This window comes from Acinetobacter sp. 742879 (assembly GCF_000588535.1).
GTDB classification, from domain to species: Bacteria; Pseudomonadota; Gammaproteobacteria; order Pseudomonadales; family Moraxellaceae; genus Acinetobacter; species Acinetobacter pittii.
The window spans coordinates 81496-96972 of record NZ_JFYC01000007.1 but is presented as its reverse complement, the minus strand read 5'-3'; the positions used below and the strand labels follow the sequence as shown (position 1 = coordinate 96972).

The following is a 15477-nucleotide window of genomic DNA, read 5'->3' as shown; positions in this document are numbered from 1 at the left end:
ATTTAAAGTTACATACTGCTTTCTCACGTATTCTCTAATTTAGAACAAAAGCCGTGAATTATCTGACCCAAATATTTAATAGCTTTAAGACAAACTCTATTTTAATTTATTGCCTGCAAATTCTGATTGTACTCACTGGCACAACTTTAGGTTTGCTTTGGCTGGGCTATAATCAGCTTATTGTTCCCGTAACCTTAGGGGCAATTGCAGCAGCATTAACAGACTTTGATGATCGCTTAAGTATTCGATTACGCAACTTGGTTTATGTCTGCCTGCTCTTTTTTACAGTCAGTAGCATTCTCGGCTTTTTAGCTCCTTACAAAATTTTCTTTATTTTATATCTCTCTATCTCAAGCGCTTTTTTCATATTACTAGGCGCCTTAGGGCAACGTTATGCCACGATTTCTTTTGGCACGATTCTGCTCTCTATTTATAGTATGTTCGGTTTAGGCGAATACGCACATTGGTATCAACAACCTACTTATTTTGTTTATGGTGCTCTGTGGTACGGTTTAACTTCTATTTTATTTTTTATTATTAAACCGACACTTCCCTTACAAGATAAGCTCTCACAAATTTTTAAAGAAATTTCTGTTCTACTACAAGCAAAAGCTCGTTTGTTTGATCCTGACAATAAAGAGAATGTTGAACAGCTTTTATATGAATTATCTCTACAAAATACGCAAGTTGCCCAAAGCCTCAATCAAATACGCAGCTCCCTACTTACTCGATTGAAAGCTTCCAGAGTCAGTAATAAAAGTATCTATTGGCTAAACCTATATTTTTTCGCACGAGATATTCACGAGCAAGCCACTTCAAATTATTTACATTACGAACATATTCAACAGAATTTTAGCCGTAGTGATCTTATTTTCCGTTTCCAAAAAAACCTGCGTCTACAAGCACAAGCATGCCAAGACTTAGCTCAATGTATTTTATATAACCAACCATATCAGCCTTCGCAAGAAAGTCAGAAAGTACTAGGACATTTGGAAAGTTCTTTAAAAGATTGGATACAACAACATCCACAAAATTTTGAAGTTAAAAATTTAAAGCTTATTTTTGATAATTTAAAAGGAATGCATGAACAGTTTGAACAACTGCAATATGCCCAACCTGTTCCTGAAAATAGCACTCAAACAAGACAAGAACACTTAAATTTACTTGATGACGATATTCAAGGATTTTCAGATCTTATCTTAAAAATTCGGCAACAACTTACGCCACAGTCAGCGCTGTTTAGGCATGCTATACGGATTGCTGTGGTTTTTGCCGCAGGTTACGCAATTTCATTATTACCGTTTGCACAGCATGGCTACTGGATTTTACTGACCAGTTTGTTTGTCTGTCAGATTACTTATTTTGCGACTAAAAGCCGTCTTAAATTAAGAACGATTGGTACCCTACTCGGTGTTTTATTAGGAATACCAATTTTATATTTTGTACCGAGTATTGAAGGCCAGCTCATCATTACAATTATTTGTGGAGTCTGTTTTTTTTACTTACGTCAAAAGAAATATGCTTTGGCTACGCTCATGGCTACCCTTATGGTGCTATTAATTTTCAACTTAAAAGGCGCTGGCTACAGCATTATTTTACCTCGACTGATAGATACCTTATTAGGCTGCTTTATTGCATGGCTCGCCGTAAACTTTATTTGGCCCGACTGGAACTTTCGAAACATCCCCAATAATATTAATAAAAGCAGCAAAGCAACCTTAGATTATTTCAATGTGATTGTTGAGCAATATCAATATGGCAAAAATCAGGATATAGAGTACCGCCGAATTCGTCGTGCTGCGCATAACGCTCAGATTGAGCTATCCAACATGATTTCGAGCCTAAGTGCTGAACCGAACCCGAACCCTCAACTCATCCATTATGCTTTTCGTTATCTGGTTTATAGCCACAGCCAACTAAGTTACGTGGCAGCGTTAGGAAGTCAACGACAAAAAATTGATGATCAACAAGTATTACAACTCTTACTGGATTGTCAGCAAATTCTTAAACAGAGCTTATTTGATCCGGCTTATATTGATTTCAATTTCCTTGAGCAGACTTTAGCGCAAATTCAAAGCCTAACTACTCATGAGCACTTTTCAGAGAATTACACACTCGTGTTAAAACAAATCAGTTTATTGCTAGAAACCTTGCCAGAATTATTAACACTTAAAGACAAACTTTTAGAACAAGAGATTAAGTAGAATAAAAAAATACCGGAATATCACTTTCGGTATTTTTTTATTTAATTGTTACCTTGTTGCAGTCTTTCTTGCATTTCCTGCTTCAAAGCACTTCGCGGTTGGCTAAACCAAAGAGCAATAAAGGTAAAGGCAGACAATGCAAAAGCCCATAAATGAAATTGTGTATAGAGATAACGTACAAGTTCAATCATTGCAAAGAAGCTCATCATCAGTAACATCGAAACTGCCGCTGCAACAGTTCCTTTTGAGACCTCAGATGACATGAGTGCAAAGCGATATAAGACTGAAAAGCTAATTCCCTCACCAAAACAGATGAGCGTCATCCCTGTAAGCAAACAAGGTATGAGATAGGTTTGCCACACCACACCTAATATTAAAATGAGTGTCCCAATCAGCATAATCGGCAAACCCATCATGACGGTTTTACCCAAAGGCAAACGATCAATAATTTTGATTAAGACAATGTTACCTACAATCAAACCCAAAAATACGGGGAATTGAGCTAAGCCGTATTGCACACTGGTGAGCTTTAATTCATCTACTAAAATGATTGGAGATAAAGCAATCCACAGCATTAAAGGCATACCCACTAAAGGTAATGCGATACTTAAACCTAAAAAACGGCGGTTGGTAAACACCTTTTTAAAATCATCAAAAAGATAACTAAAAGGTTGCTTGGTTACACTGACTTGCTGGCTTGGCATCTGTTTTTTCAACCCGATCCAACTGAGTAATGCCAATACTGCGATGGCGACAAAGCCCCAGTGCCATGACACATAATCAATTAAGAAAGCGCCAAGTACAGGTCCTAGCAAGGGTGCAAGTAATGAGATATTTGCCATGAGGGCCATGACTTTAATCGCATCACGTTCAGCAAAGCTTTCTTGAATAGCCGCATATCCAACTGCTGAAATTACGGTTAAGCCAATTCCCTGCAAAAATCTTAATGCTAGAAACTGCTCGATTTGCGTCGTAAGTAAAATTAATAAACAGCATAGAGCAAAGAATAAAACTCCAGCTAATAGTACTTTTTTACGTCCGAGACGGTCCGACAAAGGACCAAGTAACCATGCAACAGATGCGCCACCTAATAAATAAAATGACATCGAAGACGGTGCCCAAGTTGCACTTACACCAAAGTCTTCAGTAATTGCCAACATGGCTGGCTGAATCAAGTCATTACCAATATAAACCGCAAATTCAAATAGCACTAAGGCCAAAGGAAACATCAACGTTGTACGGTTCAACGTTGTCGTTTGAATATTTTTCATGAGTTGTACACTTCAAAATAGCAGCCATATGTCTGTACGACTACCTATAAAATAAGATGTAGTCATGACGATGACATGTATGGTCAATCAATCTTTAGTTAAGTTGTTATATGCCGTGAGAGTGCATGTTTAGAGTGTGAAACACCGTATTCACAAGGTGTCTAAAACGAGAAAAAATATATGACGTGAGATTCGGTAATTTTTACCAATTGGCACAATTGCCGAGCGCAACAATAGCACTTTTTAAATTGATCAGCAATCATGCAATTTCAAGAAGCATAAATTTCAGTTTTTTGCACAAAAAGGCATGCAAATTATGGTTGTGCACAAACTCAAAGTTATCCACATATTCGATAAAAAATTAAGCATCATGGGCAAGGATTAACTTGAAAATCTGTAGTTTCCTCTCCTTTTGTACATTGATAGCTTTGCTTTTTATTCACAATTTTCCAGATTTGCTGATCTCGTTTTAATAAATATTCAGTACGTGTTTTCGACACCGCATCTGGACTAGGCTCTGTTTGCAAAATAGTAACTTGAGCATTGGAAGGATCATCCGAAGCATTCATTTGCTGTGAAATATCTAAATTGCTTGCATCATTTAAAAGATCTGGTTGATCGAGTAATACAGCCTGTATAGGACTATCAGCAAGTTGAGCAGAAGAATTTTGAGGGGGAGCACAAGCTGTTAATATGCTTAAGCTGAAAATAATCAACAAACCATTCTTTTTCATCACTCTTCCCCTCTATTTACTCAAAATTAATGCTAAAGATAATAGGCCACTTTTTCCTTTTGAGCTTTGTAAATAGTTATAAATTTATTGATATTAATGAGATAGATTAGTTTTAAATAGAAATCCAACAATAATTATTGATTTTTTATCAACAATATTTTTCCTATTCATGCATTTTTCTACAACAGTAAATCTCATAGAGTATGCGTCAAATACAGGAATTTAATGAGAGCAACCTCCATGAGTAAGATTTTAGTGATTAATGGTGCTAAACAATTTGCCCACTCAAACGGTGAATTAAATGACACATTAACCACCCTAGCAACCACACATCTCACGGAACTCGGCCATGAAGTCCAAGTGACCCGTGCAGACAGCAATTATGATGCTGAAAGTGAAGTTGAAAAATACTTATGGGCAGATGTTGTTATCTATCAAATGCCAGGCTGGTGGATGGGCGCACCTTGGACAGTCAAAAAATACATTGATGATGTCTTTACCACTGGTCATGGTTCACTTTATGCAAGTGATGGCCGTAGCCGTTCTGATGCCTCAAAAAAATATGGTTCAGGTGGTTTAATTCATGACAAAAAATATATGCTGTCATTGACTTGGAATGCTCCAATGGAAGCATTTGAAGATGCAGATCAATTCTTCCACGGCGTAGGTGTAGATGGCGTTTATTTACCATTTCATAAAGCCAATCAGTTCTTAGGCATGAGCACCCTTCCGACATTTATTGTAAATGACGTGATTAAAATGCCTGACGTTGATAGTTATGTTGAAGAATATAAAGCACACTTAAATACTGTATTTGCAGCAGCCTAATAAGGAGAAATCCATGCTAACCATTATTGCGGAAATTCGTACTAAATCGGGTGGACAGCATCGCCAGAACGTATTGGATGCCTTTCAAAAAATCATTCCAACTGTTTTAGCAGAAGATGGTTGTCATGGTTATGAACCTCTAGTTGATCACAAATCAAATGCGAGCTTCCAAACCCAAGAGCCTGATACGATTGTCATGCTAGAAAAATGGCAAAGTGTTGCTCATCTTGAAGCGCATTTAGCGACGCCTCATATGCAAGCGCATCATGCAGCCGTTAAAGATGATGTAGTTGACGTCAAAATTAAAATTTTAGAAAGCAGCGTATAATTTAGACTATAAAAAAGACGATATATTTATCGTCTTTTTTATTTTTAAGAGCAAAGTTGTGTTTGGAAACCTCTAGAGCCTTTCCCTCTCGCACATTGGTAGCTCTTTTGCTTATTTTGCAATTGCCACTTTTCATCAACCAGCTTAAATGAATATTCTGTTCGGATTGCAGAAACAGAATCATCCATTAAACCTGTTTGGATAACGGTAATACGGGAAACTGTTGGAGATTCTACTCGGTTAAATACTTGCTGAACTGAGGTATTATTGTGCTCTTTTACAATCTCAGGCTGGGCTTTAAGTACTTGTTGCATCGGGGTTTCAGAACCCACAAAAGGAATTAATTTACTGGTCGTCGCACACCCAGTGAAAAGTCCAGCACAAAGCGCTGAAATTAAAAATAAACGTTGCATTCTTATCACCAAAAACAAAAGCCATAGCTTTATGATGCTATGGCTTTGTCGGTTACTCTGTAGAAACTATGTAGCCCTACAAAATAGATCTAAATTAAAGATCGAATAATTTTCCTGGGTTCATCAAACCATTCGGGTCAAATACTTTTTTCAAAGCTTTCATATATTCAATTTCTTCAGGCGAACGTGAATATTCCAAATATGGCTTTTTCGTCATACCGACACCGTGTTCAGCAGAGATTGAACCGTCGTATTTTTTAACGGTATCAAACACATATTTATTTACCACCTGACACTTCGCAAAGAACTCATCTTTGGTTAAGTTTTCAGGTTTTAAAATATTTAAGTGCAAGTTACCGTCACCGATATGACCGAACCAACAAATTTCAAAGTCTGGATAGTTTTCTTGAACAATCGCATCAATTTCACGAATAAATGCAGGTACGTGAGTAATTAATACTGAAATATCGTTTTTGTATGGAATAAATGGCGCGATTGATTCAGAGATATCTTCGCGTAAACGCCATAAGCTTTCTACTTGGTCAAGGCTCTGGCTCATTACGCCATCAAGTACCCAACCCTGCTCCATACAATGCTCGAAAATTTCCATTGCTTTATCGAGAATCGGCTCATATGGAGCTTCAAACTCAAGTAATACATAGAACGGGCATTGAGTTTCAAATGGGCGTTGTACATGTCCATGATCTAAAACTTTTTGCATTGCAAGTTCACCAAAGAACTCAAATGCAGTTAAGTCGATGTCTTTTTGGAAAGCATGTAACACAGGCATTACTGCATCAAAATCTGGAACACCTAAAACTAAAACTTGTAAGTTTTGTGGTTGACGCTCAAGTTTAATTTCTGCTTCGGTCACTAAACCTAATGTGCCTTCACCGCCAATAAACAAATGCTGTAATGCATAACCAGTTGCATTTTTAACCATGCCTTTGTTTAAACGCAGGATGTCACCTTTACCAGTCACTACAGTTAAACCAAGTACCCAGTTACGTGTCATGCCATATTTAATAACTTTAATACCACCAGCATTGGTACCAATATTACCGCCAATCTGACTAGAACCCGCTGACGCAAAGTCCACCGGATAATACATGCCTTGTTCTTCTGCATAATTTTGCAATTGCTCAGTCACAACACCAGCTTGAACACGCACCATACGGTCTGCCGGGAAGAACTCAAGAATTTGGTTCATTTTGTCCATGCTAATGACAATTTCACCATTGGTTGCTACCGCACCAGCAGAGAGACCAGTACGACCACCTGACGGTGTAATCGCAACATTAAACTGGTTCGCAAGCTTTACAACTGCCTGAACTTGTTCAGTCGTTGACGGAAAAACGATGACCGATGGGTTCGGATTAAAATGCTTGGTATGATCTTTACCCCAGTTTTCGAGACTATCAGCATCAGTTTTAATACGGTTTTCACCGACGATTGCTGTTAATTGGGTGAGTAACTCAGGTGTTAAAGCGACTGGAGCATTCATCGTTTGCAGACCTAGCAAGAAGTAAACTGTGGTGGGACTATGACCTCATAATTCTCAAGGTTCTCACCTGAGCAAAGCCATAATGTTCAAGGAACTCCTATATTCTACATGTATCCGCGCAAGCGATAAAGTTCAGAATAGAGATACTGTCACTACAAAACATGTTTAACGTAAATAAATGCTTTCTATGGGGCTTTCAGAAAAAAATCACATTTCCCCCCATACAAAGCATTTTTAAAAATGCGGAAAAAGCCATAAACAGAAGTGATTAGACATAGATAAAATTGCCATAAGGCGATGGTATAAACGAAATATCTATAGCGCTGCCCAGTATGTTATTATACCGCCACCAAATTTGGCCTTTGTAGCGGAGCCGTAATGAGCCAACATCTTTCACTACCTAAAGATAAAATCCGTTTCCTTTTGTTAGAAGGCGTTCATCAAAACGCAGTCGATACTCTAAACGCTGCGGGTTACACCAATATTGACTATCGTAAAACTGCTCTTGAAGGCGAAGCGCTTAAAGAAGCAATTAAAGATGCTCACTTTATTGGTATTCGTTCGCGTACCCAATTGACTGAAGAAGTTTTCGAAGCTGCAAACAAATTGATCGCAGTAGGTTGTTTCTGTATCGGAACAAACCAAGTTGATCTTAAAGCAGCAATGGCACGTGGTATTCCTGTATTCAATGCACCGTATTCAAATACGCGTTCGGTTGCAGAGCTTGTACTTGCTGAAACGATTCTTCTTCTTCGCCGTGTTCCTGAAAAATCGGCGGCTTGTCATCGTGGTGGTTGGGACAAGTCTGCTGTCGGTTCTTTTGAAACTCGTGGCAAAACTTTAGGTATTGTGGGTTACGGTTCCATCGGTTCTCAACTTTCAGTTCTTGCTGAAAGTATGGGTATGCATGTTATTTATTATGATGCAGTAACCAAATTACCAATGGGTAATGCTCGCCAAGTTGGTTCTTTAGATGAACTTTTAGCAACTGCAGATGTTGTAACGTTGCATGTGCCAGATGTTCCGTCTACACGTAACTTCTTCACTAAAGAACAATTTGCGAAAATGAAAGAAGGCGCGATTTTCTTAAATGCTGCACGTGGTACATGTGTAGTGATTGAAGATTTAGCCGATGCAATCAAGTCTGGTCATATTGCTGGTGCAGCGGTTGACGTATTCCCGAAAGAACCTAAAGCAAATGGTGAAGAATTCCAGTCTCCACTTCGCGGCTTAGACAACGTGATTTTAACTCCTCACGTTGGTGGTTCAACCATGGAAGCGCAAGCAAACATCGGTTTAGAAGTTGCAGAGAAATTTGTTGCTTACTCTGACAAAGGTATGACACTTTCTGCGGTGAACTTCCCGGAAATCGCGTTACCATTGACAGCTGGTCAACACCGTTTATTGCACATCCACAAAAACGTGCCAGGTGTATTGTCTAAAATCAACAACTTGTTTGCTGAACAAGGCATCAACATTTCTGGTCAGTCACTTATGACTAAAGGTGACATCGGTTACCTTATCATGGATGTTGACGCTTCTGCTTCTCAAGAAGCTTTAGATATGTTGCATGAAGTTGAAGGTACAATTCGCGTGCGCGTATTGTTCTAATACGGACTGTAAATTCAAAAGCCACAGCATTGTCTGTGGCTTTTTTATGGGCATTTACATTATCATGTGAAAAGTATACCAATTGATCAAATAATAAAATGTCCACTTTAAACCAGAAATCTCAGCTACATGCTTTGGGTTTTCTTATTCTTGCTATGTTAAGCGTTCAAAGTAGCGCATCTTTAGCTAAAATTTTATTTCAGAACTTTCCTGTACTGACTGTTTCTGCAATGCGCCTATGTTTAGGTGCAATTATTCTTGCGATTATTTTTCAAATTTGGCGAATTAATTTTAGTCAGGTCCGCTGGAAAGCAATTTTAGCTTATGGATTTGCGCTTGCAGGCATGAACGCCTTATTTTATCTGTCGATCGAACGCTTACCGATTGGGATCGCGGTTGCTTTTGAATTTATTGGCCCTTTAAGTGTAGCGTTATACCACGCACGCCAAAAATATGATTTTGTTTGGGTCAGCTTCGCAATTATTGGGCTGATTTTACTTTTCCCTTTTAATCAGGCACATAGTCTAGATTGGATCGGCGTCTTATTTGCAATTAGTGCAGGGGCTTGTTGGGCGCTTTATATTATTGCCGGCCAGAAACCTTCTGGTATTTCAGGTAATCATACGGTGTGCTTGGGAATGAGTGTAGGTGCGTGCATCTTATTACCCATTACCTTTTTTTCAGGCTCGATTGGTCAAGTGATTGAACTTCCCTATCTTTTTTATTTTATTGGTTTGGCTATTTTAGCCAGTGCTCTCCCATTCTCTTTAGAAATGTTAGCACTGCGCAATTTGACACCTTTAAGCTTTGGAACATTGATGAGCCTAGAGCCCGCAGTTGCAGCACTATCTGGATTTATCTTCTTGGGTGAATATCTTTTATGGAATCAATGGCTAGCACTTGCAACCATTATCACTGCCTCTGTTGGTTGTACCGTAACCACCCAAAAAGCTCGCCAAGAACGTGAAAAAGCAGCAAGTTAATTTAATAAAATCTGCCAGCTAAAACATAGTATTCGTTATAATTATCCACCATTATTTTTAGACATCAGATGAAGCGCTAGAGTATTTTCCATGCAAAATCTTCCAATTATTGCTGTGCTGTATATGATTTTGTCGATGGTCTCATATCAAATCAGCGCTTCATTTGCTAAGCAGCTCATTGCAACATTAGACCCTCTCACCGTTACAGTTTTAAGGCTGAGTTTTGCAACGGTTATTGTCGCAATTATGTTCCGATCTTGGAAAATCTGGTCACGCTTACCCTATTTAAAATGGCGTGATTTATTGATGTACTGCGCATCTTTAGGCTTAATGAATATCCTATTTTATACATCACTTGGAAAATTACCCCAAGGTATTGCTGTTGGATTAGAGTTTATTGGTCCATTAGGCCTTGCGCTTCTTTCTATTAAACAAAAGAGTGACTACATTTGGGTAGCACTAGCCATGTTAGGCATTGCACTCATGGTACCTTGGCAAAACCCTATTCAACACCATTTCTCGTATGTAGGTGCAGCATGTGCGCTAGGTGCCGGACTTTGCTGGGCCTTCTATATCTATTTCGGTCATAAAGTTGTGACCCAAAATATCGGGATGCACGCCTTAACGATTGGGATCGGTGTATCTGCACTTGCCTTATTGCCAATTGGAATCTGGCATAATACTCCTGCATTACTTGAAACACAGTACTGGGGTAAAGCCTTACTTATTGCGGTATTAGCAACGGCAATTCCATATGCACTCGACTTAATGGCTCTCAAACAACTTAATAAATTAACTTACGGAACTCTAACGAGTTTAGCACCTGCATTGGCAGCATTAACGGGTTTCTTATTGCTTCACGAAGAAATCAGCATGCTGCAATGGGTGGCTTTGGCTTGCGTAATGCTGGCCTCTATTGGTGTTACTTTAAGAAGTACTAAAAAAGCTACATAGGTTTACTCTACTGTTGCTTTTTATACTTTTTATATTCCTTTAAATATTTATTACCCAGTGTCTCCTTTTCGCTGTCTTTAAGAATTTTTCCGGCTTGTTGAAAAAACTTATGTTCTTCTTCTTTTAAATGATGATGGACTTTTTCACTCAACTGTTTGGCGGTTGCTAACCAGCTTGGGCTACTCATATCGGTTTGTTCAAGTTGTTCGACCAACTCATCCATTTCATGATGTTCAGATAAAGCATGCCTCGTAATATCTAAACCGACATCATCAAACATTAAAGGGATATATAAGTAACGGTCTTCGGCAACCGAATGAGCATATAATTCATTTTTTAATGCATCAAATAATTCTTTTCGTTCTTCGGTTAAACCGTGTGTCTGAATGAGTTGTTCAGAAAGGTTACGTTGATTTTCATGGCTTTCTCTTAATGCTTCGAAAATATTCATTCTCTTCCTCATTTTTAGCTAAAAAATCTTTTTTATTTCAAGGTTTATCATACGTTGAAATTTATAATGTTTAAGTAGCTTAAAATGAGACTATTTTTTACACAGTTCTCTTTCTAGTAAATTTCTGTAATGATTTTTATATTTATAGCTGTAAATGATACACAAAAGTATGAACTGCATTTTTGAGACAGCTCATACTTTCAATCTTATTTAACCCGTAACAAACATTTGATAGCCCAAACGGCAAATCAGAATACTCACCAAAATTAAAAAGATAATTCGCACAAAACCACTGCCATATTTAAGCGCAGTACGCACCCCAACAATAGAACCTAGCACGTTAGCCGCCGCCATCATTAAACCAATATGCAAAATAGCGTGACCAGTTGGGATGAGGAAACTCAGCGCAGCTAAGTTAGTCATAAAATTACCAATTTTTGACAAAGCTGAAGCATGCAAGAAATCAACTTGTAAAAAACGGATAAAGAAGAAAATAAAGAAACTACCAGTACCCGGCCCAAAAATACCGTCGTAGAAACCAATGGCCAAACTACCAATACCAGCTAAAATTAACATTTTCGTGGTAATTTTTTGCTCGGTATGAACTTGACCGAAGTTCTTTTTAACTAGGGTATAAATCGCAATCACAATCAACATCACGAAAACGAAAGGACGCAATACCGATTGAGGAATAAGTGACAAACATGCCGCGCCGGCAAAAGAACTAATCAAGGCACAAATGGCAATAACGGCTAAAAGCTTCCATTGCAATTTTACTTTTTTAGCAAATGTATAAGCCGCCGATGCCGTACCAAAAATGGATGAGACTTTATTGGTACCAATCACCGTAGCAGTCGACATGTTAGGAAAAGTGCTCATGATCCCGGGAATCTGGATGAGTCCACCGCCGCCTACAGCAGCATCAATTGCTCCTGCAGTAAACGCAAAAAAGATCAAACTAAGGATAACGTCCCATTCCATGCCCATGCTCTATACTCTACATCTACTACAAATTTAAGATACGCTTAGGTACCAACCGTTTTTTATCGGTAATCTCGGCTAAGCCTAAACAGCGCTCACCCGAAAACACCAAAACTTCTGCTTCTGCAGAATGCTCAATATTGCTTTCTAAACCGTTGCAAAAATATTTTTCACGCCCTTCCGGAACTTGAATTTTTAGGAAATGGTCAACTGGTGCATAAACTGGAAGTAGCAAAGCTTCTCTTTGCTCTTCTGTTAAACTTTCCAGATATTCAATGGTATAACTTGGGATAAGCTCAAAATGTCCTGTTTGAGTCCGGTTCAGCATCGTTAAATGCCCACCACAACCAAGTGCTTCACCAATATCTTCACCTAATACACGGATGTATGTCCCTTTAGAGCAGGTTACATCCAGAGTGATACTATTTTCGGTAAACTCAATAAGCTCTAAAGCATAAATCGTGACTGGACGCGCCTCTCGCTCAATCTCTATACCTTTTCTCGCCAACTCATATAACGGCTTACCTTCTTTTTTCAAAGCCGAATACATGGGCGGAACTTGTTGAATATCGCCTCTAAACTTTTCTAAAGTTTGTTCAATAAGTTCTTGGTTAAGAACAGGAATAGGACGCTCTTGTAAAATATCCCCTTCCACATCACCTGTTGTTGTGGTCTGTCCCAATCGAACAGTGGTTTGATAACGCTTTGTTGAGTCCAGCAAATAATGTGAGAACTTGGTTGCCTCTCCTAAACAAATCGGTAGCAAACCTGTCGCCAAGGGGTCTAACGCTCCAGTATGGCCTGCTTTTTGGGCGCGATATAACCAACGCACTTTTTGCAAAGCGGCATTTGAACTTAAGCCTAATGGTTTATTTAATAGAAATACACCACTGATATGGCGACGAGAAATTTTTTGATTTTTTGTCGTCATTTTTACTGGAACACAAAGCTAGAAAAAAGTGCCGACATGTTAGCAAATTCGGCAAGATATTTTCACAATATTTAGGTGCCTTTTCACTTATTTTATGGCACATTAATGATCGAGTAAAAAAACAACAAATTAAAACTTAAGGAAGATATCTTTATGCAAGGAATGCAGAAGAAGGTATTGTGGTGCGTGCTCGGTTTTTTTATTTTGGGCCTCATTGCATGTGTCTATTGGTTAAAGCCTGACTCAAAAAACACATTAGCCCAAGTCAGTGAAACCACAGCTCAAAATTTATCATCGGCTCAACCCACAAATCATTCATCGCTAAATGCAGATGCTTACCATAGTAAAAGTCAGCAAGATACTGAAGTTAACTGTCAGTTAAAAATTGATAGTTCCCAACATTTGGTTGTTAACAGTCAAACTCGTGACTGCTTTGAATATTTTATTACTCAATATGGAGAAAATGATTTAGAGCAAATTAAAAATCACTTTGGACAATTTATTCAGGGGAAATATTTAGAGCCAGCTCGCTCACAGATTCTGGATTTATGGACCCGCTACTTAAAATACCGTGAACAGCTTGCTCAAATCCAAACACCTCCATCAAAACAACAAGATAAAAATTATTTTCAAAAGATCTTTAATTCAATGCAAGATCTAAGAAAACGTTTCTTTTCATCCGCTGAAATTGAAGGGCTCTTCTCAACTGAAGATATCTATCAGAACTACACGCTAGATCGTATGCAAATACTTGAGGACTCTTCTTTAAGCGAAATTGAAAAGGCTCAAAAGCTTAAAGAACGCTTTGAACAACTACCAGAAGACTGGCAACAGAACCTGCAAGAACTCTCTAAACTTGATGATTTACATGCACTGACCAAACAAATTAAAGCACGTCATGGTTCAGCAGAAGAACTTCGGCAGATGCGTACGGCACTCGTCGGAGCTGAAGCAACTCAAAGGCTAGAAACTTTAGATACACAGCGTAGTGCTTGGCAGCAAAGGGTTACAAGTTACTTGAGTGGACGAGATGAAATTATTAAAAGCAATATGAGCGATAGTGCTAAAAACCAAGCCATACAACAATTACGCCAACAACAATTTAACTCATCACAAGAACAATTAAGACTTCGAACTTTTGAAACGGTCCATGATCAGGGAGGTGAACTGCCATTTAATTATTAAGCCTTTTCTTTTAGGAGCTGGCTAAACAAGCACTAGCAGTAAGAAGCTGCTTTTCATACAAAATAAAAATAGTGAGTAAAAAATGAAAAGGAAGTTAACGTTTTTTTGCGCTGCAATGCTCTCAGGATTGAGTGTTTCAGCGGCCCATGCCACAAATGCTGAACAAGTTAAAAACTCGTTCGTCTATTCATCTTATGCACAAACCAAATATCCACTGGTTTTTAACCACGGTATGGCAGGGTTTAACCGAGTTGGGACAGATACACTTGGTCTAGATTACTGGTACCAAATTCTTCCTGATCTGGCACGTAATGGAGGAAATGTCTGGGCAACCAGAGTGTCACCTTTTAACTCAACAGAAGTGCGTGGTGAACAACTTGCCCAGCAAGTAGAAGAGATTATTGCCATTACTGGTAAGCCTAAAGTCAACTTGATCGGTCATAGCCATGGGGGCCCGACAATTCGCTATGTGGCCGGTATCATGCCAGAGAAAGTTGCCTCACTCACCACGATCGGTGCACCTCACAAGGGATCACCAATGGCAGATGTGATCCTGAACGTTGAGGGTACTCCTCTGTCTGGACTGGCAACGTTAGTAAACTGGTTTTCAGCAGCCATTACTTGGGCAGGAGGCCTAGACCCAACAAGCTATCCGCATGACTCTTTAGCAGGTGCTCATAGCTTATCAACTCAAGGTTCAGCTCAATTTAATGCTCAATTCCCTATGGGTGTACCAACTACTTCTTGTGGTGAAGGGACATACCAAGAGAAAGGTATTTATATGTATTCTTTCTCGGGGAATAAAGCGCTGACCAACCCATTAGATCCATTTGATATTGCGCTTACAGGCAGTAGTTTAGTAGTCGATCCATTTGGTGATAATGATGGACTTGTTTCCCGATGCAGTGCCAAATTTGGTAAAACAATTCGTGATGATTACAACTGGAATCATTTAGATGAAGTGAACCAAGTACTTGGTATACGTTCTATTTTCGCTTCCGATCCTGTCTCGGTTTACCGTCAACATGCAAACCGTTTAAAACTTCAAGGACTATAGTTTTTAAACAAAAAATGCGCCAAAAGGCGCATTTTTTTACTC

General features: G+C 38.8%; 15 protein-coding genes. 8 read left to right on the top strand and 7 right to left on the bottom strand.

What is annotated here, in order from left to right; all coding sequences use genetic code 11:
- Positions 1–53 precede the first annotated feature (53 nt).
- Positions 54–2204 (top strand): YccS family putative transporter, encoded by a 2151-nt coding sequence (gene yccS, locus J690_RS14665; protein ID WP_032036649.1) that lies wholly within the window; start codon positions 54–56, stop codon positions 2202–2204.
- A gap of 41 nt (positions 2205–2245) precedes the next feature.
- Here the strand turns inward: yccS and craA are convergent, their stop codons facing one another.
- Together craA and J690_RS14655 are read right to left on the bottom strand one after the other, a co-directional pair.
- Positions 2246–3475 (bottom strand): chloramphenicol efflux MFS transporter CraA, encoded by a 1230-nt coding sequence (gene craA / locus J690_RS14660; protein ID WP_032036647.1) that lies wholly within the window; start codon positions 3473–3475, stop codon positions 2246–2248.
- Between the two features lie 368 nt (positions 3476–3843).
- Positions 3844–4212, bottom strand: coding sequence for a hypothetical protein (locus J690_RS14655; protein ID WP_014207798.1), 369 nt, complete (start codon positions 4210–4212; stop codon positions 3844–3846).
- A gap of 237 nt (positions 4213–4449) precedes the next feature.
- Here J690_RS14655 and J690_RS14650 point away from each other — a divergent pair, with 237 nt between their 5' ends.
- Entirely contained in the window at positions 4450–5037 is a 588-nt protein-coding gene (locus J690_RS14650) for an NAD(P)H-dependent oxidoreductase (protein ID WP_014207799.1), read from the top strand.
- Between the two features lie 13 nt (positions 5038–5050).
- On the top strand, positions 5051–5365 hold the full coding sequence (locus J690_RS14645) for a putative quinol monooxygenase (RefSeq protein WP_032036645.1): 315 nt from the start codon (positions 5051–5053) through the stop codon (positions 5363–5365).
- 44 nt (positions 5366–5409) lie between these two features.
- Here the strand turns inward: J690_RS14645 and J690_RS14640 are convergent, their stop codons facing one another.
- Together J690_RS14640 and J690_RS14635 are read right to left on the bottom strand one after the other, a co-directional pair.
- Positions 5410–5778, bottom strand: a complete 369-nt coding sequence (locus tag J690_RS14640; RefSeq protein WP_017400479.1) for a hypothetical protein — start codon at positions 5776–5778, stop codon at positions 5410–5412.
- 94 nt (positions 5779–5872) lie between these two features.
- Positions 5873–7282, bottom strand: coding sequence for an FAD-binding oxidoreductase (locus tag J690_RS14635; protein WP_002116692.1), 1410 nt, complete (start codon positions 7280–7282; stop codon positions 5873–5875).
- A 378-nt stretch (positions 7283–7660) separates the two neighbouring features.
- Between J690_RS14635 and serA the strand changes: the two genes are divergently transcribed.
- The 3 genes from serA to J690_RS14620 all read left to right on the top strand — a co-directional run bounded on the left by serA (position 7661) and on the right by J690_RS14620 (position 10830).
- Positions 7661–8893 carry a phosphoglycerate dehydrogenase gene (gene serA, locus J690_RS14630; RefSeq protein WP_005067152.1) on the top strand — a complete coding sequence of 411 codons (1233 nt, stop codon included), beginning with the start codon at positions 7661–7663 and terminating at the stop codon, positions 8891–8893.
- Positions 8894–8991: 98 nt separating this feature from the next.
- A complete protein-coding gene (locus tag J690_RS14625) occupies positions 8992–9876 on the top strand; it encodes an EamA family transporter (RefSeq protein WP_032036643.1) in 885 nt (294 codons plus the stop codon).
- 90 nt (positions 9877–9966) lie between these two features.
- Positions 9967–10830 (top strand): EamA family transporter, encoded by an 864-nt coding sequence (locus tag J690_RS14620; RefSeq protein WP_032036642.1) that lies wholly within the window; start codon positions 9967–9969, stop codon positions 10828–10830.
- 7 nt (positions 10831–10837) lie between these two features.
- Here J690_RS14620 and J690_RS14615 read toward each other — a convergent pair whose 3' ends face one another.
- The 3 genes from J690_RS14615 to truB form a co-directional block, all read right to left on the bottom strand.
- A complete protein-coding gene (locus tag J690_RS14615; protein WP_002116886.1) occupies positions 10838–11281 on the bottom strand; it encodes a hemerythrin domain-containing protein in 444 nt (147 codons plus the stop codon).
- Positions 11282–11491: 210 nt separating this feature from the next.
- Positions 11492–12268 (bottom strand): sulfite exporter TauE/SafE family protein, encoded by a 777-nt coding sequence (locus tag J690_RS14610; RefSeq protein WP_000525218.1) that lies wholly within the window; start codon positions 12266–12268, stop codon positions 11492–11494.
- 19 nt (positions 12269–12287) lie between these two features.
- Positions 12288–13193: a tRNA pseudouridine(55) synthase TruB gene (gene truB / locus J690_RS14605; protein WP_032036641.1), complete on the bottom strand. Its 906-nt coding sequence runs from the start codon at positions 13191–13193 to the stop codon at positions 12288–12290.
- A 153-nt stretch (positions 13194–13346) separates the two neighbouring features.
- Between truB and J690_RS14600 the strand changes: the two genes are divergently transcribed.
- Positions 13347–14378, top strand: coding sequence for a lipase secretion chaperone (locus J690_RS14600; protein WP_032036639.1), 1032 nt, complete (start codon positions 13347–13349; stop codon positions 14376–14378).
- Positions 14379–14493: 115 nt separating this feature from the next.
- A complete protein-coding gene (locus J690_RS14595; RefSeq protein WP_080591800.1) occupies positions 14494–15435 on the top strand; it encodes a lipase family alpha/beta hydrolase in 942 nt (313 codons plus the stop codon).
- The last annotated feature ends 42 nt before the right edge of the window (positions 15436–15477 follow it).

Excerpts from the sequence above, each read along its gene's own strand:
- J690_RS14610 (WP_000525218.1), bottom strand. The coding sequence starts at position 12,268 with ATGGGCATGGAATGGGACGTTATCCTTAGTTTGATCTTTTTTGCGTTT.
- craA (WP_032036647.1), bottom strand. The coding sequence starts at position 3,475 with ATGAAAAATATTCAAACGACAACGTTGAACCGTACAACGTTGATGTTT.
- J690_RS14600 (WP_032036639.1), top strand. The coding sequence starts at position 13,347 with ATGCAAGGAATGCAGAAGAAGGTATTGTGGTGCGTGCTCGGTTTTTTT.
- J690_RS14595 (WP_080591800.1), top strand. The coding sequence starts at position 14,494 with ATGCTCTCAGGATTGAGTGTTTCAGCGGCCCATGCCACAAATGCTGAA.
- J690_RS14640 (WP_017400479.1), bottom strand. The coding sequence starts at position 5,778 with ATGCAACGTTTATTTTTAATTTCAGCGCTTTGTGCTGGACTTTTCACT.
- truB (WP_032036641.1), bottom strand. The coding sequence starts at position 13,193 with ATGACGACAAAAAATCAAAAAATTTCTCGTCGCCATATCAGTGGTGTA.
- J690_RS14650 (WP_014207799.1), top strand. The coding sequence starts at position 4,450 with ATGAGTAAGATTTTAGTGATTAATGGTGCTAAACAATTTGCCCACTCA.
- J690_RS14620 (WP_032036642.1), top strand. The coding sequence starts at position 9,967 with ATGCAAAATCTTCCAATTATTGCTGTGCTGTATATGATTTTGTCGATG.
- J690_RS14645 (WP_032036645.1), top strand. The coding sequence starts at position 5,051 with ATGCTAACCATTATTGCGGAAATTCGTACTAAATCGGGTGGACAGCAT.
- serA (WP_005067152.1), top strand. The coding sequence starts at position 7,661 with ATGAGCCAACATCTTTCACTACCTAAAGATAAAATCCGTTTCCTTTTG.
- J690_RS14635 (WP_002116692.1), bottom strand. The coding sequence starts at position 7,282 with ATGAATGCTCCAGTCGCTTTAACACCTGAGTTACTCACCCAATTAACA.
- J690_RS14625 (WP_032036643.1), top strand. The coding sequence starts at position 8,992 with ATGTCCACTTTAAACCAGAAATCTCAGCTACATGCTTTGGGTTTTCTT.
- J690_RS14615 (WP_002116886.1), bottom strand. The coding sequence starts at position 11,281 with ATGAATATTTTCGAAGCATTAAGAGAAAGCCATGAAAATCAACGTAAC.